The organism is Stutzerimonas stutzeri, from assembly GCF_024448955.1.
Taxonomy (GTDB): domain Bacteria; phylum Pseudomonadota; class Gammaproteobacteria; order Pseudomonadales; family Pseudomonadaceae; genus Stutzerimonas; species Stutzerimonas stutzeri_AQ.
The window spans coordinates 235,575-259,836 of record NZ_JAMOIH010000003.1; the positions used below are offsets into that span (position 1 = coordinate 235,575).

Sequence of the window (24,262 nt, forward strand, 5' to 3'; positions counted from 1 at the left end):
ACGGCGCAAAACGCGCGACAGCAAGAGGTGACACATGGACAGCACAGCTTTGATACCCGTCCAGTACGGACTCGATACCTTCTACTTCGTCATCTGCGGTGCGCTGGTGATGTGGATGGCGGCCGGTTTCGCCATGCTCGAATCCGGTCTGGTGCGGGCCAAGAACACGGCGGAAATTCTTACCAAGAACATCGTGTTGTATTCGGTGGCTTCGATCATGTATCTGCTGATCGGCTACTACATCATGTATTCGAGTCCCGAAGGCGGCATCCTGCCGAGCCTGGGTTTTCTGATTGGCGATGAGAACGCGGTCGACGTGGTCGCGGCGGGTGGCGAGGATGCGCCGTACTATTCGGCGCGGGCCGATTTCTTCTTCCAGATCGTGTTCGCCGCAACCTGTATGTCGGTGGTGTCCGGCGCGGTGGCCGAGCGCATGAAACTCTGGGCCTTCATCGCCTTCGCCGTGGTGATGACTGGGTTTATCTACCCGATTCAGGGCTTCTGGAAGTGGGGCGGCGGTTTCCTCGACGCGGCAGGCTTCCTCGATTTCGCCGGCTCGGGTTTGGTGCACATGGCCGGTGCCTCGGCTGCGCTGGCTGGCGTGCTGCTGCTGGGCGCGCGCAAGGGCAAGTACGGCCCGAACGGCCAGATCAACGCGATTCCCGGCGCCAACCTGCCGCTGGCGACTCTGGGCACCTTCATCCTGTGGATGGGCTGGTTCGGCTTCAACGGTGGCTCGCAGCTGCGCATGAGCACCATCGAGGACGCCAACGCCGTCGCCCAGGTGTTCACTAATACCAACATGGCCGCCGCTGGCGGGCTGGTCGCGGCGCTGATTACCGCACGTCTGCTGTTCGGCAAGTCCGACCTGACCATGATTCTCAACGGTGCACTGGCCGGTCTGGTGGCGATAACCGCCGAGCCGCTGACTCCGAGCGCTCTGCAGGCCGTGCTGATCGGCGGTGTCGGCGGCGTGCTAGTGGTGTTCAGCATCCTCGGCCTGGACAAGCTACGGATCGATGACCCGGTTGGTGCCATTTCGGTGCACGGCGTGGTCGGCATGTGGGGTCTGCTGGCGGTGCCGCTGACCAATGCCGATGCATCCTTCGGCGCGCAGCTGCTGGGGCTGGCTTGCATCTTCGCCTGGGTCTTCATCTCCAGCCTGATCGTCTGGGGCATCATCAAGGCCGTGATGGGCCTGCGAGTGAGCGAAGAGGAAGAATACGAGGGCGTCGACGTGGCTGAGTGTGGCCTCGAAGCCTATCCGGAGTTCACCAGCAAGCGATAATCGTCAACGTGACGACAAGGGCGCCTGCGGGCGCCCTTTGTTTTTTCTACCGCCGCGCTAGAATGCGCCCGTTCAGGTGTCGAGGGGCATTCCAGCATGTGGCAACAGACCGTGATCACACTGCGTCCTAGACCGCGTGGCTTCCATCTGATTACCGATGAGCTGCTTGCACAACTACCGGAACTGCAACAATGCCGGGTCGGTCTGTTACACCTGTGGCTGCGCCATACCTCGGCCTCGCTGACCATCAACGAGAACGCCGATGGGGCGGTGCGGCGCGACTTCGAGAGGTTTTTCAACCGCCTGGTGCCGCAGGATCAGGGTGGTTACGAACATGATTACGAAGGGCCGGACGATCTGCCGGCGCATTTCAAGGCGAGCCTGCTCGGTTGTCAGGTGAGCTTGCCGGTCGGCGAAGGGCAGCTGGCATTAGGGACTTGGCAAGGTATCTATCTGGGGGAACACCGCGATCGAGGGGGTGCCAGACAGGTCGTCGCAACGCTGCACGGGATGGCAAGTTGAATTTTTTTTGGCGGTGGCGAACAAAGCACATCGCTGGGCTAGGGTCTGTTGCCGTTTCGTCGCGGCTGCGACGGAGCCGGTTTTTGCGCGAGACAAGGCACGAGTCGCGCAGTTTGGTCGTTCCAAATAAGCGACGAGAAACGCCGTCTCGCGCAAAAACCGGCCCGTCCCTTCGGGTTGCGCGGCAAATCTCGCCATGCGGCGTTGCGGGACTTGGCAAGGGAACGACCATTACCTGCGTCCCGCGCGATCCACATGGATGTGGTGAATGCAGCAAGCCCGCCGGGAGCGGGCGCTGCCTGCCTGGCGAGATTTGGCGCAGCAACGCGGCTCGCAGCGAAACGGGAACAGACCCTTAAACTTCCGCTTTGGCAAGGTACGAGGTTGAACATGAGCGACGAAGAATTAGAACAAGACGATCTGGACGTTAACGACGAGGAGGAAGGCGAGGAGCTGGCCGCCGCCGATGACGGCGACGACAACGCTGACGACGAGGGGACCGACAGTGAGCGCGCCACCCCGACGACCAAGAAGGCCAAGGCCAAGACGGTGGTCGTCGAGGAAATGCCAAGCCTGGAAGCCAAGCAGCGCGAACGTGACGAGCTGGCACGTGCGATGGAAGAGTTCCTCGCCCGTGGCGGGCGCGTACAGGAAGTTGAACCGAACGTAGTCGCCGATCCGCCGAAAAAGCCTGACAGCAAGTACGGCAGTCGTCCTATCTGAATCAAAGCGAAAAGCGCTGGAGGCGGAAGGCTGGATGAGCTCGCAGGAGCCATCCATCGCCTTGAGCTGTATCAGCGCTTGAGCACGAACGAAGCCCAACACCGTCTGGTGTTGGGCTTCGTTGTATTTGCGACTCGCTAAACCCTTATCGCCAGCTGGCCAGTAAAGCCGGGAGCTCTGCGAGGCTGCGGATCACCGCGTCTGGCTGGCCGTCATGCTGCCACGGCGTTCCGGCAGGATTGAACCAAATGGCGCGAACGCCGGCCCGCTGCGCGCCACCGATGTCGTCATCAGGATGATCACCGATATGCACCGCGTGCTCGGCGCTCACCCCCGCGCGGCCGAGCGCTTCCTGGAAAGGCCGCGGGTCCGGCTTGCCGATGCCCAGTTCTTCGGCGCAAAGGGTGAACTGGAAATAATCGGCGAGGCCCAGGCGACGGACATCGGCGTTGCCATTGGTCAGCACACCGAGTGTGTACTGGTTGGCCAGGCACTCCAGCGTCGGGTGCACGTCGGGAAAGAGATCGATCGCATGGCGGGCTTCGAGAAAAACCTCGAATGCCTGGTCGGCGATGTCTTGCGCTTCGCCACTCGGATAGCCGGCGTCATGCAGCGCATGGAAGAGGATGCGCCGGCGCAGTTCGCTGATACGGTGCTTCAGGCCTGGCTCGGACTCGACCAGCATGCGACGGAGAGCGGCCAGCGACTCGACAGGAAAGTCGCCCAGGCGCGGCGCGTATTGGCCGAGCCAATCTCGCAAGCGGATTTCGGCGCTCTGAATGACCGGGCCGACATCCCACAGCGTGTCATCGAGGTCGAAGGTGATCAGCTGAATGCTCATGGGTCACTGTCCTGCTTACGTTTGGCACGCGGGTGCGCCTGGTCATAGACCTTGGCCAAATGTTGAAAATCCAGGTGGGTATAGATCTGCGTGGTGCCGATGTCGGCATGGCCGAGCATTTCCTGTACGGAGCGCAGATCTTGCGACGATTCGAGTACATGGCTGGCAAAACTGTGCCTGAGCATGTGCGGGTGCAGATGCTGGCCGAGCTCACGCACACCGGCCTGGCGTACCCGCAATTGCACCGCGCGCGAACCGAGGCGGCAGCCCTGCTGACTGACGAAGACCGCACCATCGAGCGGATTGCTCAGCGCCCGCAGCGGCAGCCAGGCTTGCAGCGCTTCGCGGGCCTTGCGTCCGATAGGGAGCACGCGATCTTTGTTGCCTTTGCCATGGACGTGAACCAGGCCGGCCGGGACGTCGAGCTGATCGAGATTCAGACCGACCAGCTCGGCCAGGCGCAGTCCGGATGAATAGAACAACTCAAGCATGGCCTGATCGCGGTGGCCGATGAAATCATCCTCGATGCCGCCGTCGAGCAGCTGCATCGCCCGGTCGGTGTCGAGCAGCCGTGGCAGACGTTTCTCACCTTTGGGCGCGGAGATGCCGGCGGCCGGATCGTGAGCGCAGCGCCCTTCCTGATTGAGGTAGCGATACAGGCCGCGCAGCGATGAAAGCAGACGTGCCAGGCTGCGGCTGGATTGACCCTGGCGGTGCTGTTCGGCAATCAATTGGCGAACGTGCGCGCTTTTCAGTTCGGACCACTGCCCAAGCTGCTGCTTCTGGCAGTAGCCCATCACCTTGATCAGGTCGCGCCGGTAGGCATCCAGCGTATGCGGCGACACGTGCCGCTCGCTGCGCAGATGTTGGAAATAAGCGTCGAGATCGGTTTGCATCAGAGCTCACTTCGATATGAGGCAGCCATAAGCTTGAAGCTGAAAGCTAGACGCGAATCGCTCGTGGCCCCCGCATTGGGCTTCCAGCTTCCAGCTTCCAGCTTTTTAGCGTACCGACCGCAGCGGCGCAGAGTAATGCGGCAGCACCCGAGTCAGCACCTCGGCGATATAGCTGAGGAACAGGGTGCCCAGCGAGCTCTTGTAGTGCTGCGGGTCTTTGCTGCCGATCGCCAGGATGCCTTGCTGCTGGTTGAGCGCGACCACCGCTGCCGAGCCGATCTCGCTGCTTTCCTCTTCGCCGAACAGAAAGACCAGCTCATGCGGGCGGAGCACGCCGCAGATGGTCTTGCCGCCGCCGAGCAAACCGCCAATGGCTTGCTGTGCTTCGGCGCTGGTGACGCTGCGACCCACCGGCAAGGGCGCTTCGCTGAACAGGATCAGGCTGACATAGGGCACCTGGAATTCGTGCCGCAGGCTTTCATCCACGGCCCCGATGACTTCTTCCAAGGACTTGGCATCCAGCAGGTCGAGGACCAGCCGGCGAGTCTTGTCGAACAATCTATCGTTGTCGCGGGCCACGTCCATCAGCTGCGACAGGCGGTGACGCATCTCGATGTTGCGTTCGCGCAGCAGCTTCACCTGCCGCTCGACCAGCGACACCGCGCCCCCCGGCAGGTGCGGAATGCGCAGCTCCGGGATCAATTCATCATGGTCGACGAAAAATTCTGGATGAGCACTCAGATAAGCCGCGACGGCTTCGGCGTCCGGCAGTTGCGGCTTATCCTGGTTTTGCTCGGTCATAGGCGAACCTGTCCTTCGAAAACGCGAACGGCGGGGCCGGTCATCATAACGGGCTGACCTGGGCCTGCCCATTCGATGGACAGACGGCCACCCGGCAGGTCGATCTGCACCGGCGAGTCCATCCAGCCCTGGCAAATCGCAGCGACTGCGGCGGCACAGGCGCCGGTGCCGCACGCCTGGGTCTCACCCGCCCCACGTTCCCATACGCGCAGTTTGGCGTGCTGGCGATCGATGACTTGCACAAAGCCGGCGTTGACCCGTTGTGGAAAGCGCGGGTGATGCTCGATTTTTGGCCCGAGCTCATGCACCGGCGCGCTGTCGATGTCGTCCACACGCAGCACCGAATGCGGGTTGCCCATGGACACCGCGGCGATTTGCAGCTGCTGTCCGTCGACGTCCAGCGGATAGCTCAGCGCTTCACCGTCGGCCTGGAACGGAATGTCGGCCGGGACCAGCCGTGGCGGGCCCATGTCGACGCTAATCTGCCCGTCGGGACGGATATCCAGTTCGATAATCCCGCCCTTGGTCTCGACGCGAATCCGGCGCTTCGTGGTCAAGCGCTTGTCCAGCACGAAACGGGCGAAGCAGCGCGCACCGTTGCCGCACTGCTCCACTTCGGAACCGTCTGAATTGAAGATGCGATAGCGGAAATCCACATCGGGATTGTGCGGCGGCTCGACTAGCAGCAGCTGATCGAAACCGATGCCGGTATGCCGATCGCCCCATTGCTTGGCGTGCTTGGGCTGGATATGCGCGTGCTGACTGATCAGGTCGATGACCATGAAGTCGTTGCCCAGGCCGTGCATCTTGGTAAAACGCAAAAGCATCGTCGTGGCCTCAGGCAGGCAGCAGGCTTTCGCCGGCGTAGAGCTCCTGCACGCTTTCGCGGCGGCGCACTTCGTAGGCTTGGTCGCCGTCCACCAGCACCTCGGCGGCGCGGCCACGGGTGTTGTAGTTGGAACTCATGACGAAACCGTAGGCGCCGGCCGAACGAACAGCCAACAGATCACCCTCGGCCAAGGTCAGCGGGCGTTCCTTGGCGAGAAAATCGCCGGTTTCGCAGATCGGGCCGACAATATCGTAGTGGCGGGGCTGACCTTCGCGCGGCTGCACCGGCACCACGTCCATCCAGGCCTGATACAACGCCGGGCGGATCAGGTCGTTCATCGCCGCGTCGACGATGGCGAAATCCTTGTGCTCGGTGTGCTTGAGGTATTCCACGCGGGTCAGCAGCAGGCCGGCGTTGGCGACGATGGAGCGGCCCGGCTCGAACACCAGTGCCAGGTCGCGCCCCTCGATACGCTGGCGCACAGCCTTAATGTAATCACCAGCCAGCGGCGGTTGCTCGTCACGGTAGCGAACACCGAGGCCGCCACCCAGATCCAGGTGGCGAATACGGATGCCGGCTACCGCGAGGCGATCGATCAGCGCCAGCAGGCGGTCGAGTGCGTCAAGGAAGGGCGGCAGGCTGGTGAGCTGGGAGCCGATGTGGCAATCGACACCGACGACGTCCAGGTTGCTGAGCTCGTGAGCCCGCGCATAGACCGCTTCGGCATCGGCGATGGCAATGCCGAATTTGTTTTCCTTGAGACCGGTGGAAATGTACGGGTGGGTGCCGGCGTCCACATCGGGATTGACCCGCAGCGATACCGGTGCCGTCACACCGAGTTCGGCTGCGACCAGTTGCAAGCGTTCGAGCTCTTCGGTGGACTCGACGTTGAAGCAGCGCACGCCGACTTCCAGCGCGCGGCGCATGTCGTCGCGGGTCTTGCCGACGCCGGAGAAGACGATGCGCTCAGGCTGCCCGCCAGCGGCCAGCACGCGCTCCAGTTCACCGCGCGAAACGATATCGAAGCCAGCGCCGAGCCGGGCCAATACGTTCAGCACGCCAAGGTTCGAGTTCGCCTTGACCGCGAAGCAGACCAGATGCGGCATGCCGCTCAGCGCATCGGCATAGGCGTGGTACTGAGCCTCGATATGGGCGCGCGAGTAGACATAGGTGGGGGTGCCGAAGCGTTGCGCGAGAGCGGGCAGCGCCACGCCCTCCGCGAAGAGTTGACCGTCGCGGTACGAGAAGGCCTCCATGGAAATGCCTCCTTACAGTTCGAATCGGTCTTTGGAACGTTCTTTGACAGCAGCCTCGTCGTCCGGCAGATACAGCGGGCCTTTCTGGCCGCAGCCGCCAAGCGCGGAAGCGAGAACCGCGAGTGCGATGAATGGAAGCAACAGACGCTTCATGGGGGTGCAATCCTAGAAAAATCGATGGGCCGGAGTATACCCAGCACCCACCGGATTGCCTATGTGGGCCGCGCTCGGCGGTAAGCGTCGCTGCTAGCCGCTCGCTAGACGCGGTGGTCGCCTGCTAAGCTCGCCGGCAGCGTCGGTGGCCGCCATGCCGCCGTACAACCCGTACCGAGGAAAACGATCCATGAGTTTGAGCGAAGCCCGCTTTCACGATCTCGTCGACGCCGCGCAGGAAGAAATCGAGGATGTTTTCGATCACAGCGGCATGGATGTCGATCTGGAAAATTCCGGTGGCGTTCTCACCGTACGTTTCGAGAACGGCACGCAACTCATTTTCAGCCGTCAGCCGCCGTTGCGTCAGCTATGGGTGGCCGCGCGCTCGGGTGGTTTTCACTTCGACTATGACGAGGCCGCCTCGTTGTGGATCTGTGATGCCAACGACGAACGCCTCGGCGAGCTGTTGACGCGGGTCACTCAGGAGCAGGGCGGCGAGGCACTCGAATTCGAAGAGCTTTGAGGCACCACGCTGAACGAATCGGGTCGCCGCGATGAGCCTCGATCTGGGCTCTTGCTTATTTAATCGGCTGTGTTAGGGTCGACTTCCGGTTAAAAAAACCCCGCCTTCGGGCGGGGTTTTGCTTTTCTACCTCTTTACTTTTTACAGGAGTTTACCCGGCACCATGTCCAGCGCACCGCCTATCATCATCACCCAAACCGATCTGCAGCGGCTCGAGCGGCTGCTCAACAGCCTGTCTGACTACGGTCCGGCCGCCGAAGCGCTCGATGAGGAGTTGTCGCGCGCGCAGGTGGTCGAGCGTAGCGAGTTGCCCGCTGGCGTAGTGTCGATGAATTCTCGTGTTCATTGCCGCGAAGAGGGCAGTGGCAAGGATTACCACCTGACGTTGGTTTTCCCGCAGGACGCTGGCAAGGAAGGCACCGTTTCGGTGTTGGCACCAGTAGGCACCGCCTTGTTGGGCTTGAGCGTCGGGCAGCATATCGATTGGCCGACGCCCAGCGGCAAGCTTCTCAAACTCACTCTGCTGGCGGTCGAGTACCAGCCGGAAGCCGCCGGTGACGTGAATCTGTAGTGCGCTTCGTGGCGGGTCAGACCAATTTCAATGCCTGATTGATTGCCGCTTCAAGCTGCGCCTTGTAGCGCAGGTGCTGCACGGTCTGGGTTCGCCCTTCGCCGTGCAGGCCGGACAGATCCAGATCGGTGATGTAGCAGGGATAGCGCTCAGCGGCGCTACGCTGCCCGAGAATGTAGCGGGCCACCGCGGCGAACAGTTCGGCACCGTATTCCAGGCTGGAAAACTCCTGATGATTGCAATACAGCGTGACCTGCGAGCGGCCCCGCTCGTTGGGCTCGATGATTGCCTGGATGTCGTGGAGCGGATCGCTGGCTTCCTCGCGCGGAGGGGCCCTGCGTTCGATGGCAAACGGAGTGTCCGGCGAGGGCTGCTGAAGCCGGTAGATGAGAATATCCATGGCCGCTAGATGGCTCTCCTCGAACGGTAGCTGCGTCGTGCGGCGGTAGCTTATCGATTTCAGGAAGCGCAGCAGCGGAGTCAGCAGGCTCTGTTCGTCACGGTACGCGACCTGTTGACGCCACAAAGCGTTGAACTCGTCCAGTACCGTCAGCTCCGCCATCGCGCCCTGGACGCGATAGAACACCTGCAGGCACTGCGATCTGGCCTGGGTCAGGATAAGGGGCAGATCTTGACCCTCCAGCGCATGCCGATCCACGCGCACCGGGCGGTCTCGATGGTGCGCTTCGCCGAGGTGCTCGATCAGGGCGCGTAGGTCGTTCAGCTTGGTATGGCGGATGTTGCCGGCGGTCAGGTCGAGCATGTGGAAATGCTGACGAATCTGCAGCAGGTAGCGAGTGTCGCTCGCTTCGTCGAGGGCGGCCTGGGCGTCGCGGAACAGCGCCTCCATCCGCCGCGCGATGGCCAGCCCGGAATGATTACCAACGCAGCGCACCTGCAAGCCGGGGCGAGCACCGTTCGTGGGCAGGGCGTCGAGATAATCGCGCAAGCAATCGGGTAGAGCCGAAGCGCCCTCGTAGCGATTGGCGATCAGCTCGTTCCAGCTGTTCAGGCTGAGTTGGTCGATGCTCAGGACCAGATCCTCGCGCGCCCCACCATAGCCGAGCGGATCGTTGCGCTCGTCGGGAGAATGTTCGCTGCGGAACGGGTCGAGTCCGATATTCACCAGCAGCAGGACCTGGGTCGGCACGGCCGTCGTCAGCAAGGCCTGCTCGGCCACCGCGGGCAGCGGCATGGGAAACGCCTGGCGCAGGTCGGTCAGCAGCGAGAATAGCTCCGCCTCGATCAACCCGCTGTCGCCCGGGTGCAGCGCGACGTGGGTAGCGGTGTCGACGATGCCGTTGCGATGACACCAGCCGAGCAGCGGTATCAGATCTCGCGAACGCTTCAGGGGCGAGAAATTCTCTACTTCCCGAACGCTCAGGCAGCCTTCATAGAGCGCCCAGGAAATATCGCCGGCAGCGTCATAGCCTTGCGCCAGCGTCAGGCTGTGCTCGGCCATGTCCGGCGAGATGCCCATGTTGATCGCCTCGATCTTTCCCGCCTTACGTTCGATGGCGGCGTGCAGCCGCCGGCCCAGTACGGCAAAATCACGCCCGTTGATGCTGCTGGTGATCTGCAGGCGCTTGGCGAATTCACTCAGAAAGCGATAGCCGTAGGTCAGCTCGTTGAACAGTGCCCGCCGCTCTTGGTCGACCTGCCGGGTCTTCCACTGGCTGCGGCGATCGAGCAGAGCGAACTGACGCTCGTCCCAACCCCAGTCATGCGCGAGGCGTTCGAGCAGGCGGCGCTTCCAGCTTCGGGTGCGGTTGATCGGCGGGCGGCTCAATGGCTGATTGATCTTCAGATACAAACAACGCCGCAACAGGGCCAGACGCTCGAGGTCGCCGCGGCCAGCGAGATACGCCTCGACCCGGCGATAGGCGACGATATAAGGGTCCAGATCGTCCAACTCCAGGCGGTTGGCATAGACCGCCTGTTTGAAGTCCAGGCTCAGGCAGCGCACCTGCGGATAGTCGCTGGCATAGGCCTCCACCAGCAGCAACTTGAACAGCGACTTGTAGGGCGACTCGATGGCCTTGTACAGCTGCCACAAGCCGGCGCCCAGGTACTCGCCCGGCGGAATGCTGGCGAGACTGCCAAGGTCCAGCACCTCGTCGCTGCGTACGAAACGTTTTTCCAGAAGGGTGCGTACATACTCGGCGTACCGATGTTCTTCGTAAGCCGGCACCAGCCACCAGAGCGGTGTGCGACCGCCGAGCCAGATCGCGGTGCGGTAGAACTCGTCCAGCAGCAGATAGTGCTGGGTAGTGCCGCAATCATCGGAGGTCAGCTTCGCCTCGCGCGCACCCTGCGTGAAGCGCACCGGGTCGACCAGAAAGAAATGCGCCTCGCTGCCCTGGGTCGCCGCCCAGCCCCGCAGCTGATCGCACTTTCGCTGTAGCTCGTCGCGCTGGTGCTCCGAAAGATTCGGGTCGTGGCAGACCCAGACATCCAGATCGCTCTGTTCGTCCTGCGCGACCGTGCCCAGGCTGCCCATGAGAAACAGGCCCAGGATCGGCTGCGGCGGCTGGCCGCGCAACGGCTTGTAGGAAAACGAGCGGCTCAGGCGCTGCGCTTCCGCCAGCGTCTCGGCATCCGGCTCGAACCCGGCCAGCCCAGCCGGCGTGAGCGCCGATACGTAGCCCGGCAGGATGGGATGGTTAACGTGAAACAGCAGCGGCAACAGCTTGATGACCGCCTGCTGGCGCGGCGACATGCCCAGACGGGTGCGCTCCAGGCGACCGGCATTCACCGTTAGGAAACGCGCGCGCAGCGTACTGAGTACCTTGCGGTCGATGCCCTCTTCGAGAACGGGGCGGATTTCCAGGTGGCGGGTCATTCAAGCAATTCGTGCGGGAGGTCGAAGATTGTTGGACCTGATTATCGAGGCGCTAGGCGCGGGAAGGTAACACGGGCTTGGTCGGAGCAAGAACCACAGCGACCGTTATCTGAAGGTAGAGCGACCGCTTGCCGCGAACCTTAAGGCGTGGCGGTTGCGCCACGCCAAAAAGGTCATCGCTACGCCGGGGCGGTTTGCGAAAGGATAGTCAGCAGCCCTTGCGCATGCTCGGCCGCATCGCGGCCGAGGCTGGTCAGGTAGCCACCGTCAGGCTGGGTCGTCAGGCCTTTGGCATGCAGGCGTTCGGCGGCGGTGACGGCCGCATTCCCGGCGTCGTGGTGCACTTTCAGGCCTTCGAGCGTGTTGTCGAGATTAAACAGGCGAAGGATTTCCAGCTCGGCTATCACATCGGACGTGAAGGACATGTTTGCTCCTTGAGTAGTGAACATCGGCCTCGTTCTGCGAAGTGTAGATGCTGTGCGCAAGCTTGCCGCCCTCGGCTGTTAATCCGGTAGATCGGGCAGATTACGCAGCTGCGTTTCGTACCTGACGGCGTCGAACGGGCGGTCTTGCTCGAGCATTTGCCGAATCTCGTCGGCAAGCACCAGTGCCATCATCTTCAGTATCTCCTCGCGTTCGTAGCCGACTAGGGTCAGCTTGTTCAGCGTGGCCTGAGTGGCAGGTGGATCGCCGGCTTCCAGCTGATTTTCGATCGCCTGGATCAGTGTTTCCTCGGCGAATGTTTCGTCGTCGTCGGCAGTGTCGGTCATGGAGCAACTCTCGTTAGGGAACATCTTGATAGCGTGTTTCGGCGTGTCCCGGCAAGCTGCGCGTCTGCAGCAGATGCCGCCTGAACGCTTCGCCTGGGTCGGTCTCTATTCCTACTATGGACTTTTGAGGAACGCGACCAAGTCATGATCATTTTCCACTGTCTTGAAAACGGCGCGCTGGTGCGGCGTGCTGCCCAGCATCTGCAGGCGCTCCCTGGCAATGTGCTATGGATCGACCTGCTTTCCCCTGACCAGCAGGAGGAACGCTTCGTCGAGTCGGCGCTGGGCCTGGATATTCCAACCCGCGAAGAGCTGGCGGAAATTGAGGATTCTTCGCGTTTTTACGATGAGGAAGGCGCCATCTTCATGACGACCACAGTGGTAATGGGGATTGCCGACCGCCGTCCGGAGAACGCCGAAGTCACCTTCGTCCTGACCCAGCGTTGCCTGGTAACCGTGCGTTATGCCGAACTCAGTGCGTTTCGCCAGTTCGAAACCAAAAGTGCACGGCAGCCATCGGTGTATGGCACCAGTCACCAAATTTTTCTTGGCTTGGCCGATGCCATCGTCGACCGTATCGCCGACGTGCTGGAAAACGTTCAGGTTGCGCTCCAGGCCCTGTCGCGTTGCGTCTTCGATAAACGCAAGGAGCAGCGCACGGACCTGCAGCAGGTCATTCAGCAGCTTGGTCAGCACCGCTCGCTGCTGTCGCGGCTGGGCGAGAGCCTGTTCAGCTCGACTCGCCTGATCGCTTTCTACCGCCTGCACGCCGGCGAGACCAAGCAGGGAGCCAAAGGAGTTTTGAAGGCGCTGGAGCGGGACGTGCGCTCGCTGGGTGAGCATCAGGCGCGACTATTGGGCGACATCGCTTTTTTGCTCGATGCCACGCTCGGCCTGATCAATATCGAGCAGAGCAGCATCATCAAGGTGTTCTCCATCGCCGCCGTGCTATTCCTGCCACCGACGCTGGTCGGCACGGTCTATGGCATGAACTTCGAACATATGCCTGAGCTCGGCTGGCTGCTTGGCTACCCGATGGCCCTGGTGATGATGGTGGTATCGGCGATCATTCCCTACGCCTGGTTCAAATTCCGCGATTGGCTCTGATCAGCCGAAGAAATACAGCACCACGCAAAAAGCACCGAAAAGTGCCCAGACCGAGGCAAAGATCAGCGGCGTGCGGAGGGAAAACAACAGCGTTCGCTTGTAGCGATGACCCCCAACGGGGCTGTTGCCTTCACCGAACAATGCCGACTCCTGGTTCGGCAGCAGGCCCGCATGGCCCTCTAGCTGAAGCAGTTCGGCCTGTTTCTGGTGCCAGCGTTCTATGACATCGAAGCTGGATTTGATCCCAGGCATCGCGTGGAAAGATGTCAGCAGGCCCAGTCCCGCCAGGATTGCGGGCACGACCAGGCGGAACAGACTGCCCCATTCAGGATTGGTATTGGCCATTGACGAGGCAAAAGCGATCATCAAGAAAGACTGCGCTGACAGATAGGAGCTGGTTCGCTCGGCCAGTAACGTCGACTCGAAGTGGATTTCAGAGCGGTAGAACTGCAGGCGCTCTTTGGGCGTATCGAAGACTTCTGCGCCTTGCGTGTCCTGATTTAGCAGCAGTGTTCGGAGGTCGGTCATAGGCTTACCGGTTCTGGCGACAGGAAATAAACCTGTCGGGTGAGAGGTTACCGGTAGGCCAATACGGCGCGCGCAGGTTCCGTCAGTCGGTATTTGCGAGTGCCAACAGCGCATCACCGCTCAGGCGATAGGTTGTCCATTCTTCCTGCGGCCGGGCGCCCAGTGACTCGTAAAAGCGGATCGCCGGTTCGTTCCAGTCCAGCACAGCCCATTCGAAACGGCCGCACCCCTTGCCTACAGCGAGTTTCGCTAGATGCCGCAGCAGCGCCTTGCCAGCGCCGGTACCGCGTGCTGCGGGACTGACATAAAGGTCTTCGAGATACAGCCCGTTACGGCCAAGCCAGGTGGAGTAGTTGAAAAAGTACACCGCATAGCCGATCGGCTCGCCGGCGCGCTCGCAGATCAGCGCTTGGGCCGTGGAGTTTGCGGAGAACAGGCTGGACTCGATGCCTGCCGCATCGGTCTTCACCTCGTGTTCGGCTTTCTCGTAAATCGCAAGCTCGGTGATGAAGCGCAGGATCAGCGTGGCATCATCGCGAGTGGCGGGGCGGATGTTCAGAGGCATGTGGAATTCCTGTCTTCCTGATCTGAGTAGGAGCGAGCTTGCTCGCGAAAAGGCCCAGCGGACAGCCCGTTCGCGAGCACGCTCGCTCCTACGAAAACAGCATGTGCTTAGCGCGAGGCGAGCAGGTCCCGCCCGCGCTGCACCGCTGCTCTCACCTGATTCGGTGCGGTGCCGCCGATATGGTCGCGGGCGTTGACCGAGCCTTCCAGGGTCAGCACGGCGAAGACGTCGTCGTCGATCTGGTCGCTGAAGCGGCGGAGCTCGTCCAGGCTCATCTCGGCCAGGTCCTTGCTGGTGTCGACGCCGTATTTCACCGCATGGCCGACGATCTCGTGGCAGTCGCGGAACGGCAGGCCGCGGCGTACCAGGTAGTCGGCAAGATCCGTAGCGGTGGAGAAGCCGCGCAGCGCCGCTTCGCGCATGATTTCGCGCTTGGGCTTGATCGCTGGGACCATGTCGGCAAAGGCGCGCAGGCTGTCGCGCAGAGTGTCTGCGGCGTCGAACAGCGGTTCCTTGTCTTCCTGATTGTCCTTGTTGTAGGCCAGCGGCTGACCCTTCATCAGCACCAAAAGGCCGGCAAGGGCGCCGAATACGCGGCCGGTCTTGCCGCGCACCAGTTCCGGCACGTCCGGGTTCTTCTTCTGCGGCATGATCGAGGAGCCGGTGCAGAAGCGGTCTGGCAGGTCGATGAACTGGAATTGCGCGCTGGTCCACAGCACCAGCTCTTCGGAAAAGCGCGACAGATGCATCATCGCCACGGAGGCGGCGGCGCAGAATTCAATGGCGAAGTCACGGTCCGAAACGCCATCGAGCGAGTTGCCGGAAATCGCTTCGAAACCCAGCAGTTCGCAGGTGATCTCGCGCTGGATCGGGTAGGTGGTGCCAGCCAGCGCGGCCGAGCCCAGCGGCATGCGGTTGGTGCGCTTGCGGCAGTCGAGCAGACGCTCGTGGTCGCGCGAGAGCATTTCGAACCAGGCCAGCAGGTGATGGCCGAACGTCACCGGTTGTGCGGTTTGCAGGTGGGTGAAGCCGGGCATGATGGTGTCCGCTTCGGCCTCGGCCAATCCCAGCAGGCCCTGCTGCAGGCGGGTGATCTCGGCGAGGATGGTGTCGATTTCGTCGCGCAGCCAGAGGCGGATGTCGGTGGCCACCTGGTCGTTGCGCGAGCGGCCGGTGTGCAGCTTCTTGCCGGTGACGCCGATGCGGTCGGTCAGGCGCGCCTCGATGTTCATATGCACGTCTTCCAGGTCGACGCGCCAGTCGAAAGTGCCGGCTTCGATCTCGGCCTGGATGTCGTTGAGGTTGGCGATGATGCTGTCGCGCTCTTTGTCGGTCAGCACGCCGGCTTTTTCCAGCATGGTCGCGTGGGCAATGGAGCCCATGATGTCGTGGCGATAGAGGCGCTTGTCGAACTCGACGGAGGCGGTGAATCGGGCGACGAAGGCGTCGACGGGCTCGCTGAAGCGGCCGCCCCAGGACTGGTTGGTCTTGTCGGTGCTCATGAAATGCGCTCGCTGAAATCGGATGCTGGAAAAAACGCGGATGATAACAGGGTTGGCCGGCGCCTCATCGCGTGCGCCGCTCACGCCACGACAACCGCTGCGGGAAGGGGCACCCGAAGCTCCTTCAGGTGATTGCCCGTCTGGTGCGAATCAGGCTCTGAATTGACCCAGGCTGGCTTCGAGCCGCTGCGCCAGATTACCCAACGTTCGGCCACTGGCCGCAGTGGCAGTAACGGCTTCGGCGGATCGCTCGGCTTCGGTCATGATCACCTGCACGCGCTCGCGCACATCCGCCGCGGTGTCGGCTTGTCGTTCGGCACCCTGGGTCGCCTTCTCCATGGCGTCATGCACCTGTGCCACGGCGCGCTGCAATGCCTGTTGCAATTGACGGCTGGTGGTAAGCGAGGCCAGGCCGCTGTCGGCCTGCTTGCCAGTCTTGCTGATTGCCGAGACGGCGTCGTGGGCGCCTCGTTGCAAGCTTTCGATATGCGCGCGGATATCTCCGGTGGATTGCTGGGTCTTGCTGGCGAGCGCGCGTACTTCGTCGGCGACGACGGCAAAGCCACGCCCGCTCTCGCCAGCGCGGGCCGCTTCGATGGCGGCGTTCAGCGCGAGCAGGTTGGTCTGCTCGGCAATGCCCTGGATAACGGTCAGCACCATTTCGATCTGCTCGCTCTGTTTGGCCAGTTTCTCGATCACATCGGTGCTGCCCCGTACGCCTTCACCGAGCGCTTCGATGGTTTTGCCGACTTGATCCGAAATCGCCTCGTTGTCGAGCGCCGCCTTGCGGATCGAGGCGACCTGCTCCATGGCTTCCTGCATCGCCTGGCTTTCTTGCTGGGCGCGGCTGGTCATTTCCGCAAGCGCTTGCAGGCTGCCGGCGACCTCGTCGCGCTGACGTCCGGCGGCGGCCGCCGCAGCATCGCTACGGCTTCCCAATGCGTCGATTTCAGTGCCGGTCTGAACGGCGATAGCGCGGGCTTCCTTGACGATAGGCTGAAGTTTGGCCAGGAACAGGTTGACCGCGTCGGCCATATCACCCACTTCGTCCGCGCTGTGAATCTCCACGCGCTGGGTGAGATCGCCGTGGCCGTCCGACAGCCCTCGTAGCGCTGCCACCAGTAAGCTGAGGCGACGCAATACCTGACGGCCCAGCACCAGCGTGATGGCGATCAGCAGCAGCGCGCCGGTCACCGCCAGGCCGAGGCTGATTTTCCACAGCAGCGTGGTCGCCGAGCGTTCCACGGTCTTCTGGCTGTTCACGTCAATGGTTTCTGCCACGTTGGCGGCGGCAGCCAGGCGCGCCGCCAGCACCTTGGTGCTCTCGGTTGCGGTGGCGGCGAGGCCTGTTTCGACCATGCTCGAGCTTTCCGCAATCAGCGTCTGGAAGCGATTGTTGAAAGCGGCGAGCTCGGTGTTGACGGCCGAAGTGGACAATCCAAGCATGACCTGGCCGATTTCAGCGCCCTTGGGGTTGATGGACGTCTTGGCGAGATACAGCGACGGATCGTTCTCGGCTGCGGAGAGAATCTTTTCGAAGGCGGTTCGGCCAGTGCCCTTGTCCAGCAGCGTCTTGACCCTCGGGTCGCTGCGATTCAGATGACGGGTGAGCTGTTCGCCAGCCGCGTCGAAATAGACGACGAAAACGACGGCTGGGTTTTGGTGGGCCATCCTGACGAATTCAGTCAGAGCGGGTGTGTCGTTGTCCCAGATGGCCGAGGGCGCAACGCCGGCCAGCAGGATGGCCAAATCGTCACCCGATTGCTTGAGGTGGCGCTCCAGGACGTTCTGCAGCTGCATCTGTTCATCGGTAAGCCGTTGCGTCAGCCCCTGCGCCAGATCGTCTTTCATTCGCTCGGACAGGCTGAGCAATCCGCTGCGCACTTCAACGTCTGCGGACTGAAGTTCGCCCAGGAGCTGCGCTGCGTCCTCGCTCAGGTTCTTGCGTATCTCCTGTTCAAGCACCCCGATGGTGCCGTGTGTCAAGGCAAGGGCGACCACGACCTGAACCACGACGGCGGCAAACAGCGTAAGGAAAACCGGCCGCAGCAAGCGGCTACGCAACGAGGAGAACAGCAACATGGCTCAGGCCTCCTGCCGCATCGGGCAGTCAGTGTGATTAAGCGTTTTGATATTGTTGTGCCACGATTCCGTTATCGGCACCTTAGCCCAACTTTTTAATTTTTGCCGACGACCGTTTTCTCGATGTCACGCACGTTACGAAGGCATGTCACGCACCTGTTCGTGGTGCGTCGCATAAACTATGCCGCCGTAGGTGCGGTGGCGCCGGCTGCGTTCCCGCTCTGCTCATTGCATCCCGACCGCGCGGAAAATCGATCCATGCAGATAAAAAGGCCTGACCGGCCACGCTCCGCCGACCCGGTCGACGATTTCTTCGTGCCAGAACTGTGCCAGCCGGAAGCGCTGCTCGGTCTGGTTCTGCTCGCTGAACTGCTGGTGCTGGTGTTCGTCCTCGCCGAGCCGATGCAGCCTGGCTTCAACTGGATGCGTCTGGCGCTGACCTCGTTGTTCGTGCAATGGGTAATGCTGCTTTCGGCCGGCTTGACCTGCCAGCTCCGGCCATTGCTGGCGCGACTGTCGCCTTGGGCTGCAGGGCTCGCCTGTTGCGTGATGGTGGTCGGGCTGACGCTGGCCTGCACCGCGGTGGCGGATATCTATCAGCTAGGCGGGCCGCTGACGCGCACCGGCGAGGTCAATCTGTACCTGCGGCATGCCCTGATCAGTCTGATCATGTCGGGGCTGCTGCTGCGCTATTTCTATCTGCAAAGCCAATGGCGGCGGCAGGAGCAGGCCGAGCTCAAGGCGCGTATCGAGTCGCTGCAGGCGCGCATCCGTCCGCATTTCCTGTTCAACAGCCTGAACAGCATTGCCAGCCTGGTGGCGACCGATCCGGGCAAGGCCGAGCAGGCGGTGCTGGATTTGTCCGACCTGTTCCGCGCCAGTCTGGCGCGTCCTGGCACGCTGGTGTCATGGCGCGACGAACTGGAGTTGTCGCGCCGCTACCTGTCGATCGAGCACTACAGGCTTGGCGATAGGCTGCAGGTCGAGTGGCAGGTGGACGGTGTCCCGGATGACGTGCTCATCCCGCAGCTAACGCTGCAGCCGCTGCTGGAAAATGCGCTGATCCATGGCATCCAGCCCCGCATCGACGGCGGTATGGTCAGCGTGACGGCAAATTATGTTGACGGCATGTTTCATTTGGAAGTCAGTAACCCGTTCGATGACAGCGCTCAAACGCAGCCATCACGGGGCACGCAACAGGCTCTGCACAATATAGACGCACGACTAACGGCACTTTTCGGCCCCGCAGCGAGTCTCAGCGTGAAGCGGTATAACGCCCGTTACTACACCTGTCTACGCTATCCATGTGCGACACAAAAGCAGGAAGCCAGATCCATATGAATGTTCTGATTGTCGATGACGAACCTCTAGCCCGCGAGCGCCTCAGCCGACTGGTAGGTGATCTTGACGGTTATCGTGTACTGGAACCTTCCGCCGCCAATGGCGAGGAAGCGTTGTCCCTGATTGAGGAGCTGCGTCCTGATGTCGTGTTGCTGGATATCCGTATGCCAGGCATCGACGGTCTTCAGGTCGCGGCCAAACTATGCGAGCGCGATGCGCCCCCTGCCGTGATTTTCTGCACGGCCCATGATGAATTTGCGCTGGATGCGTTCCAGGTCAGCGCGGTTGGTTATTTGGTCAAGCCAGTTCGCCCTGAGCATCTTGCCGAAGCGCTGAAAAAGGCCGAGCGGCCCAACCGGGTTCAGCTCGCTGCACTGACCCGACCCGCCGCGGTGTCTGGCGGCGGGCCACGCAGCCACATCAGCGCCCGCACCCGCAAGGGTATCGAACTGATTCCGCTGCCCCAGGTGATCTACTTCATTGCCGATCACAAATACGTCACCCTGCGCCATGAAGGCGGCGAAGTGCTGCTAGATGAGCCGCTCAAGGCGCTCGAGGACGAATTCGGCGACCGCTTCGTGCGTATCCACCGCAACGCGCTGGTATATCGCGACCGCATCGAGCGTCTGCAGCGTACTCCGCTTGGCCATTTCCAGTTGTTCCTCAAGGGCCTCGAAGGCGAACCACTGACGGTCAGCCGACGGCATGTTGCCGGGGTTCGCAAGTTGATGAGCACGCTGTAAACCGCGAGTTGCAAGCATGCCTGGCGGGTTCCACGTACTTGCCTCTAGTTGAGGCTTGCAGCTCCAAGTCTTGCCGCTTCTTGACCCCAGCCAACCCAGCGACGGCGCTGGCCCTGTTATCATCCGCGGCAATTCACTGGTTCTGGATTAGCCCATGTCTCGCGAAATTCGCATCGCCACCCGCAAGAGTGCCCTGGCCCTGTGGCAGGCCGAATACGTCAAGGCGCGCCTCGAAGCCGCTCATCCTGACGTAACCGTCAGCCTCGTTCCGATGGTCAGCCGCGGTGACAAACTGCTCGACGCGCCGTTGGCAAAAATCGGCGGCAAGGGCTTGTTCGTCAAGGAGCTTGAAACGGCGCTGATGGAGCACGAAGCGGATATCGCCGTGCACTCCATGAAGGACGTGCCGATGGAATTTCCTGAGGGGCTCGGTCTGTACTGCATCTGCGAGCGTGAAGATCCGCGTGACGCCTTTGTCTCCAACCACTATGAAGATTTCGATGCGCTGCCGTCCGGCGCGGTTGTCGGTACCTCCAGCCTGCGTCGGCAGGCGCAGCTGCTGGCGCGGCGCCCGGATCTGAAAATCCAGTTCCTGCGCGGTAACGTCAATACCCGTCTGGCCAAGCTCGATGCCGGCGAGTACGACGCCATCATCCTTGCCGCAGCTGGGCTCATTCGCCTCGGCTTCGGTGAGCGTATCCGTTCCAGCATCAGTGTCGAAGACAGCCTGCCGGCGGGCGGCCAGGGTGCGGTCGGCATCGAGTGCCGGACCGGCGACACCGAGCTGCACCAACTGCTGCAATGCATGAACGACCCGCAGACGGCGGTCAGGGTCAGCGCCGAACGCGCCTTGAATCGTCATCTGAACGGCGGTTGCCAGGTGCCGATCGCCTGCTATGCGGTACTCGAAGGCGATCAGCTGTGGTTGCGTGGCCTGGTCGGGCAGCCGGACGGTACGCTGCTGTTGCGCGCTGAAGACCGCGCGCCTGCTGCGGATGCGGAAGCCCTGGGCGTACGGGTCGCCGAGGCGCTACTGGCGCAGGGCGCGGAGAAGATCCTGCAAGACGTTTATGGTGAGGCCGGCAAGGCGTGACCGGTTGGCGCCTGCTGCTGACCCGCCCTGCTGAAGAGTGCATAGCCCTCGCGGCTGCGCTGTCCGAGTTGGATGTTCACAGCGCTAGCGTGCCGCTGCTCGCCATCGAACCGCTGGCAGAAACAGCCGAGCAGCGCGCGACGATGCTCGAACTGGACCGTTATTGCGCTGTGGTGGTGGTGAGCAAACCGGCCGCGCGGCTGAGTCTGGAACTGCTCGAGCGTTACTGGCCACAACCGCCGCTCGGTCAGGTCTGGTTCAGCGTTGGCGCCGCCACAGGGGCCATCCTGGAAGGCTTCGGCCTGGATGTCAGCTGGCCCAGCACAGGTGACGACAGCGAGGCACTGTTGGCGCTGCCACGCCTGAACGAGGCGCTCAATGTGGCAGACCCCAGGGTGCTGATTCTGCGCGGCGAAGGCGGTCGTGAGCATATTGCCGAAACGCTTCGCCGCCGAGGCGTGCAGGTCGATCGCCTGGAGTTGTATCGGCGCTATCTGCCCGACTACCCGCCCGGAACGCTGCTCGAAACCCTTCGTTCGGAACGGCTGAATGCCGTGGTGGTCAGCAGTGGGCAGGGTTTGCTGTCACTGCACGAGCTGGCGGGCGCCGACTGGCCTGCGCTGCGTGAACTACCCTTGTTCGTACCGAGCCCTCGGGTGGCCGAAATGGCTGCGACCTTGGGCGCCAGAATAATAGTGGACTGTCGCGGTGCCGGAACCGCGGCTTTGCTGGCGGCGCTACGGGAAACTCCCCAGCCCGCCTCCTGATGCAAAGGATGGAAACGTGAGCGAAGTAGACTCCGACAAGGCAGCGCAGCAACCCAAGGGCAACGATCCCGTCATCCCAACCAAAGACATTCCGGCGAAGAAGCCGGTCGATGGCCCGTCGAAAGCCGACGGTCCTGGTCGTGGCCTGGCGGGTCTGGCATTGGTAATCGGCCTGGCCGGTCTGGCGGCGGGTGGCTACAGCGTCTGGCAGACCCAGCAGCTCGCTGAACAGGAACGCCAGCAGCTCGATGCGGCGCAGGCGACGCGGGAGCAGGCGCGTCAGTTGGATACGCGCAGTCAACAGCTGGCCAGCCGTCTCGGGCGACTGGAGCAATTGCCTTCTGCTGAGCAGCTGGAAGAGCGACGCCGTCTGCTTTCGGAGCTGCAAAGCGATCAGCAACGACTCTCGGGACGAGTAGAGCAGGTACTGGGCGCGAGCCGTGAGCAGTGGCGATTGGCCGAGGCCGAGCATCTGCTGCGCATGGCGATGCTGCGTCTGTCGGCCATGCAGGACGTGCAGAGCGCCGAGTCGCTGATCGCCGAAGCCGATCTGATCCTGCGCAAGCAGGACGATCCAGGCGCGTACGGCACGCGGCAGAAACTGCTGGAAGGCCTCGAGGCGTTGCGCAGCTTGCCCGATCTGGATCGGACCGGTCTGTTTTTACAGCTGGGCGCGCTGCGTGGCCAGGCCAATCAGCTTAGCGGCCTGGCTCCAGAGTTCGAAAACGGCCCAAGTCAACCGCAGACGCAGGGTGAAAGCCGCTGGCGGCAATGGCTGGACGAGCTGACGCGTTACGTGCGGATCGACTTCAATGCCGGCACCGACGTCAAACCGTTGCTGGCCGGCCAGAGCCTGGCGCAGGTGCGACTGGCGCTTTCACTGGCCATCGAGCAGGCGCAGTGGGCGGTGCTCAATGGCAACCAGCAGGTTTATCGGCAATCGCTGGAGCAAGCCGCCCGGCTGATCCAAGATCACTTCAGCGAAGAGAACGGCCAGAGCCGTGGCCTGCGCGATCGTATCGGGGAGCTTGCGAAACGGCAGGTCTCGGTCACCCTGCCGGACCTGACGCCCGCGTTGCAGGCGATGCAGTCCTACGTGCAAACGCGCGACTCTGCCGATAACAACGAGCCGAACGATAACGCTGAGCGCGGCGCGCCGGCCAGCGAGGCCGAGCAGCCGGCCGACGCCGAACAGGCGGTCGAAGGGGATCTGCGCACATGAAGCGACTGGCCGTTGTTGTTCTCATCCTGCTTGCCCTTGCCGGTTTTCTCGGCTGGGCCATTTTTCAAGACGCTGGCTATGTCCTGATCAGCTACGACCGCTTTCGCTATGAGTCGAGCTTCTGGGTGTTCGTCGGGCTGATCGCCTGTCTCTGGCTGCTGGCAATGGCGGTTCACTGGGTGCTCGGGTTGCTTCATGCATCCGGCACGCTGGTCAACCCCTGGTCGCGTCGCCATCGCGCGCGGCGCGTCTCCAAGGCTTCGCGCGCAGGGCTGCGGGAGCTGGCCGAGGGGCAATGGAGCCCTGCGCTCGGCCATCTGCGCATAGCTGCCGAACATGATCAACAACCTCTAGTGCATTATCTCGGTGCTGCCCGCGCCGCGAGCGAATTGGGTGAGTACGAACAAAGTGACGAGTTGCTGCGCAAGGCTCGCGAACGCGAACCCGAGGCCGGGCTGGCCATCGGGCTTACCCAGGCTCAGTTGCAGATCGCGCGCGGCCAGTACGGCGACGCACGCGAATCCCTGAACGCGCTGCACAATGAAAACCCGCGCCATCCATATGTGCTGACGCTGCTCCAGCAGCTCTACGTCCAGTTACAGGACTGGCCCGCCTTGTGCCGTCTGCTACCGGAACTGCGCAAGCATCGTGTGCTGCCCCCGGCACGGCTGGACGAGCTAGAGCTGCTGGCCTGGACCGCCGCCCTGGAACAGGCGCCGCAGGCACCGGCCGCAACAGTGGAGGAGGGACAGCAAACGTTCAATCAACGTTGGCAGGCCGTGCCCAGCAAGCTGCGTAACGAGCCGGTGCTGGTGCGTGCCTATGCGGACGGCCTGACTCGACTGGGTGCGGAGGAGAAAGCCGAAGAAGTGCTTCGTGCCGCACTCAAACGCCACTTCGATGATCGCCTGATCGAGCGCTATGGTCGCGTTCGTGGGCGCGAGCCGACTCGCCAGTTGGCCCATGCCGAGGCCTGGCTTAAGAGCCATCCAGAAAATGCCGAGTTGCTGCTCGCACTGGGCCGCCTGAGTCTGCGCAACGAGTTCTGGGGCAAGGCGCGCGACTATCTGGAAGCCAGTCTGCGCTTGGGGCATCGTGCGGAAACCTGCGCGGAGCTGGCCCGGCTACTGGCGCAGCTGGGCGACAAAGAGCGCAGCAATCGGCTGTTCCAAGAGGGGCTTGGGTTAATCGACGGTGCGAACGGTGTCCGCTTGCCGGCGATCAGCAACGGTTGACCTCGGATACTGGCGCTGCCATAGCTTGCAGCCCGCAGCTTGGACTAATACCGTAGCGAGCT

Annotated in this window: 24 protein-coding genes and 1 pseudogene; 12 read left to right on the plus strand and 13 right to left on the minus strand. The window is 62.4% G+C overall.

Going from position 1 to position 24,262, the window contains the following annotated elements; translation table 11 throughout:
- Positions 1-34 precede the first annotated feature (34 nt).
- The 3 genes from NA645_RS04615 (at position 35) to sutA (ending at position 2,533) form a co-directional block, all read left to right on the plus strand.
- Positions 35-1,288, plus strand: a complete 1,254-nt coding sequence (locus NA645_RS04615) for an ammonium transporter (RefSeq protein WP_256047745.1) — start codon at positions 35-37, stop codon at positions 1,286-1,288.
- A 96-nt stretch (positions 1,289-1,384) separates the two neighbouring features.
- Positions 1,385-1,810: a secondary thiamine-phosphate synthase enzyme YjbQ gene (locus NA645_RS04620; protein ID WP_256047746.1), complete on the plus strand. Its 426-nt coding sequence runs from the start codon at positions 1,385-1,387 to the stop codon at positions 1,808-1,810.
- Positions 1,811-2,200: 390 nt separating this feature from the next.
- The gene (gene sutA / locus NA645_RS04625) at positions 2,201-2,533 is read left to right on the plus strand and encodes a transcriptional regulator SutA (RefSeq protein ID WP_131651739.1); all 333 of its coding nucleotides are present in this window, start codon (positions 2,201-2,203) and stop codon (positions 2,531-2,533) included.
- 145 nt (positions 2,534-2,678) lie between these two features.
- Here the strand turns inward: sutA and NA645_RS04630 are convergent, their stop codons facing one another.
- The 6 genes from NA645_RS04630 to lptM all read right to left on the minus strand — a co-directional run bounded on the left by NA645_RS04630 (position 2,679) and on the right by lptM (position 7,309).
- Positions 2,679-3,374, minus strand: coding sequence for an HAD family hydrolase (locus NA645_RS04630; protein ID WP_256047747.1), 696 nt, complete (start codon positions 3,372-3,374; stop codon positions 2,679-2,681).
- Positions 3,371-4,270 (minus strand): tyrosine recombinase XerC, encoded by a 900-nt coding sequence (gene xerC / locus NA645_RS04635; RefSeq protein ID WP_256047748.1) that lies wholly within the window; start codon positions 4,268-4,270, stop codon positions 3,371-3,373. The genes NA645_RS04630 and xerC overlap by 4 nt, the downstream gene beginning before the upstream one ends.
- Before the next feature lie 105 nt (positions 4,271-4,375).
- Positions 4,376-5,071, minus strand: coding sequence for a DUF484 family protein (locus NA645_RS04640; protein ID WP_256047749.1), 696 nt, complete (start codon positions 5,069-5,071; stop codon positions 4,376-4,378).
- Positions 5,068-5,898, minus strand: coding sequence for a diaminopimelate epimerase (gene dapF, locus NA645_RS04645; RefSeq protein WP_256047750.1), 831 nt, complete (start codon positions 5,896-5,898; stop codon positions 5,068-5,070). The genes NA645_RS04640 and dapF overlap by 4 nt, the downstream gene beginning before the upstream one ends.
- A 10-nt stretch (positions 5,899-5,908) precedes the next feature.
- Positions 5,909-7,156, minus strand: coding sequence for a diaminopimelate decarboxylase (gene lysA / locus NA645_RS04650; RefSeq protein WP_256047751.1), 1,248 nt, complete (start codon positions 7,154-7,156; stop codon positions 5,909-5,911).
- 12 nt (positions 7,157-7,168) lie between these two features.
- The gene (gene lptM / locus NA645_RS04655; protein ID WP_131651745.1) at positions 7,169-7,309 is read right to left on the minus strand and encodes an LPS translocon maturation chaperone LptM; all 141 of its coding nucleotides are present in this window, start codon (positions 7,307-7,309) and stop codon (positions 7,169-7,171) included.
- Between the two features lie 190 nt (positions 7,310-7,499).
- On the opposite strand from lptM, the gene cyaY reads away from it, so the two are divergent.
- Positions 7,500-7,832, plus strand: coding sequence for an iron donor protein CyaY (gene cyaY / locus NA645_RS04660; protein WP_131651746.1), 333 nt, complete (start codon positions 7,500-7,502; stop codon positions 7,830-7,832).
- Between the two features lie 163 nt (positions 7,833-7,995).
- Entirely contained in the window at positions 7,996-8,403 is a 408-nt protein-coding gene (gene rnk / locus NA645_RS04665) for a nucleoside diphosphate kinase regulator (protein ID WP_256047752.1), read from the plus strand.
- Between the two features lie 16 nt (positions 8,404-8,419).
- Here the strand turns inward: rnk and NA645_RS04670 are convergent, their stop codons facing one another.
- From NA645_RS04670 to NA645_RS04680, 3 genes and pseudogenes are all read right to left on the minus strand, one after another.
- A complete protein-coding gene (locus NA645_RS04670; protein ID WP_256047753.1) occupies positions 8,420-11,245 on the minus strand; it encodes a class I adenylate cyclase in 2,826 nt (941 codons plus the stop codon).
- Positions 11,246-11,424: 179 nt separating this feature from the next.
- On the minus strand, positions 11,425-11,670 hold the full coding sequence (locus NA645_RS04675; protein ID WP_131651749.1) for a TIGR02647 family protein: 246 nt from the start codon (positions 11,668-11,670) through the stop codon (positions 11,425-11,427).
- 78 nt (positions 11,671-11,748) lie between these two features.
- A pseudogene (locus tag NA645_RS04680) lies at positions 11,749-12,009 on the minus strand (hypothetical protein); the annotation flags it as partial.
- Between the two features lie 150 nt (positions 12,010-12,159).
- Here NA645_RS04680 and NA645_RS04685 point away from each other — a divergent pair.
- On the plus strand, positions 12,160-13,122 hold the full coding sequence (locus tag NA645_RS04685) for a magnesium transporter CorA family protein (protein ID WP_256047755.1): 963 nt from the start codon (positions 12,160-12,162) through the stop codon (positions 13,120-13,122).
- Here NA645_RS04685 and NA645_RS04690 read toward each other — a convergent pair whose 3' ends face one another.
- The 4 genes from NA645_RS04690 to NA645_RS04705 form a co-directional block, all read right to left on the minus strand.
- Positions 13,123-13,650 carry a hypothetical protein gene (locus NA645_RS04690; protein WP_256047756.1) on the minus strand — a complete coding sequence of 176 codons (528 nt, stop codon included), beginning with the start codon at positions 13,648-13,650 and terminating at the stop codon, positions 13,123-13,125. It abuts the gene before it with no gap.
- Positions 13,651-13,732: 82 nt separating this feature from the next.
- Positions 13,733-14,215 carry a GNAT family N-acetyltransferase gene (locus NA645_RS04695; protein WP_256047757.1) on the minus strand — a complete coding sequence of 161 codons (483 nt, stop codon included), beginning with the start codon at positions 14,213-14,215 and terminating at the stop codon, positions 13,733-13,735.
- Positions 14,216-14,322: 107 nt separating this feature from the next.
- On the minus strand, positions 14,323-15,717 hold the full coding sequence (argH, locus tag NA645_RS04700; RefSeq protein ID WP_256047758.1) for an argininosuccinate lyase: 1,395 nt from the start codon (positions 15,715-15,717) through the stop codon (positions 14,323-14,325).
- A 150-nt stretch (positions 15,718-15,867) separates the two neighbouring features.
- Positions 15,868-17,799: a methyl-accepting chemotaxis protein gene (locus tag NA645_RS04705; protein WP_256047759.1), complete on the minus strand. Its 1,932-nt coding sequence runs from the start codon at positions 17,797-17,799 to the stop codon at positions 15,868-15,870.
- A 258-nt stretch (positions 17,800-18,057) separates the two neighbouring features.
- On the opposite strand from NA645_RS04705, the gene NA645_RS04710 reads away from it, so the two are divergent.
- The 6 genes from NA645_RS04710 (at position 18,058) to NA645_RS04735 (ending at position 24,200) form a co-directional block, all read left to right on the plus strand.
- Positions 18,058-19,140 carry a sensor histidine kinase gene (locus NA645_RS04710; protein WP_256047760.1) on the plus strand — a complete coding sequence of 361 codons (1,083 nt, stop codon included), beginning with the start codon at positions 18,058-18,060 and terminating at the stop codon, positions 19,138-19,140.
- Positions 19,137-19,883: a LytR/AlgR family response regulator transcription factor gene (locus NA645_RS04715; protein WP_256047761.1), complete on the plus strand. Its 747-nt coding sequence runs from the start codon at positions 19,137-19,139 to the stop codon at positions 19,881-19,883. Before NA645_RS04710 ends, NA645_RS04715 begins: the two co-directional genes overlap by 4 nt.
- A gap of 154 nt (positions 19,884-20,037) precedes the next feature.
- The gene (gene hemC / locus NA645_RS04720) at positions 20,038-20,976 is read left to right on the plus strand and encodes a hydroxymethylbilane synthase (protein WP_256047762.1); all 939 of its coding nucleotides are present in this window, start codon (positions 20,038-20,040) and stop codon (positions 20,974-20,976) included.
- Positions 20,973-21,743 (plus strand): uroporphyrinogen-III synthase, encoded by a 771-nt coding sequence (locus NA645_RS04725; RefSeq protein ID WP_256047763.1) that lies wholly within the window; start codon positions 20,973-20,975, stop codon positions 21,741-21,743. Before hemC ends, NA645_RS04725 begins: the two co-directional genes overlap by 4 nt.
- A gap of 16 nt (positions 21,744-21,759) precedes the next feature.
- Entirely contained in the window at positions 21,760-22,965 is a 1,206-nt protein-coding gene (locus NA645_RS04730) for a uroporphyrinogen-III C-methyltransferase (protein ID WP_256047764.1), read from the plus strand.
- Complete coding sequence (locus tag NA645_RS04735) at positions 22,962-24,200, plus strand: heme biosynthesis HemY N-terminal domain-containing protein (RefSeq protein WP_256047765.1); 1,239 nt, start codon at positions 22,962-22,964, stop codon at positions 24,198-24,200. The genes NA645_RS04730 and NA645_RS04735 overlap by 4 nt, the downstream gene beginning before the upstream one ends.
- Positions 24,201-24,262 lie beyond the last annotated feature (62 nt).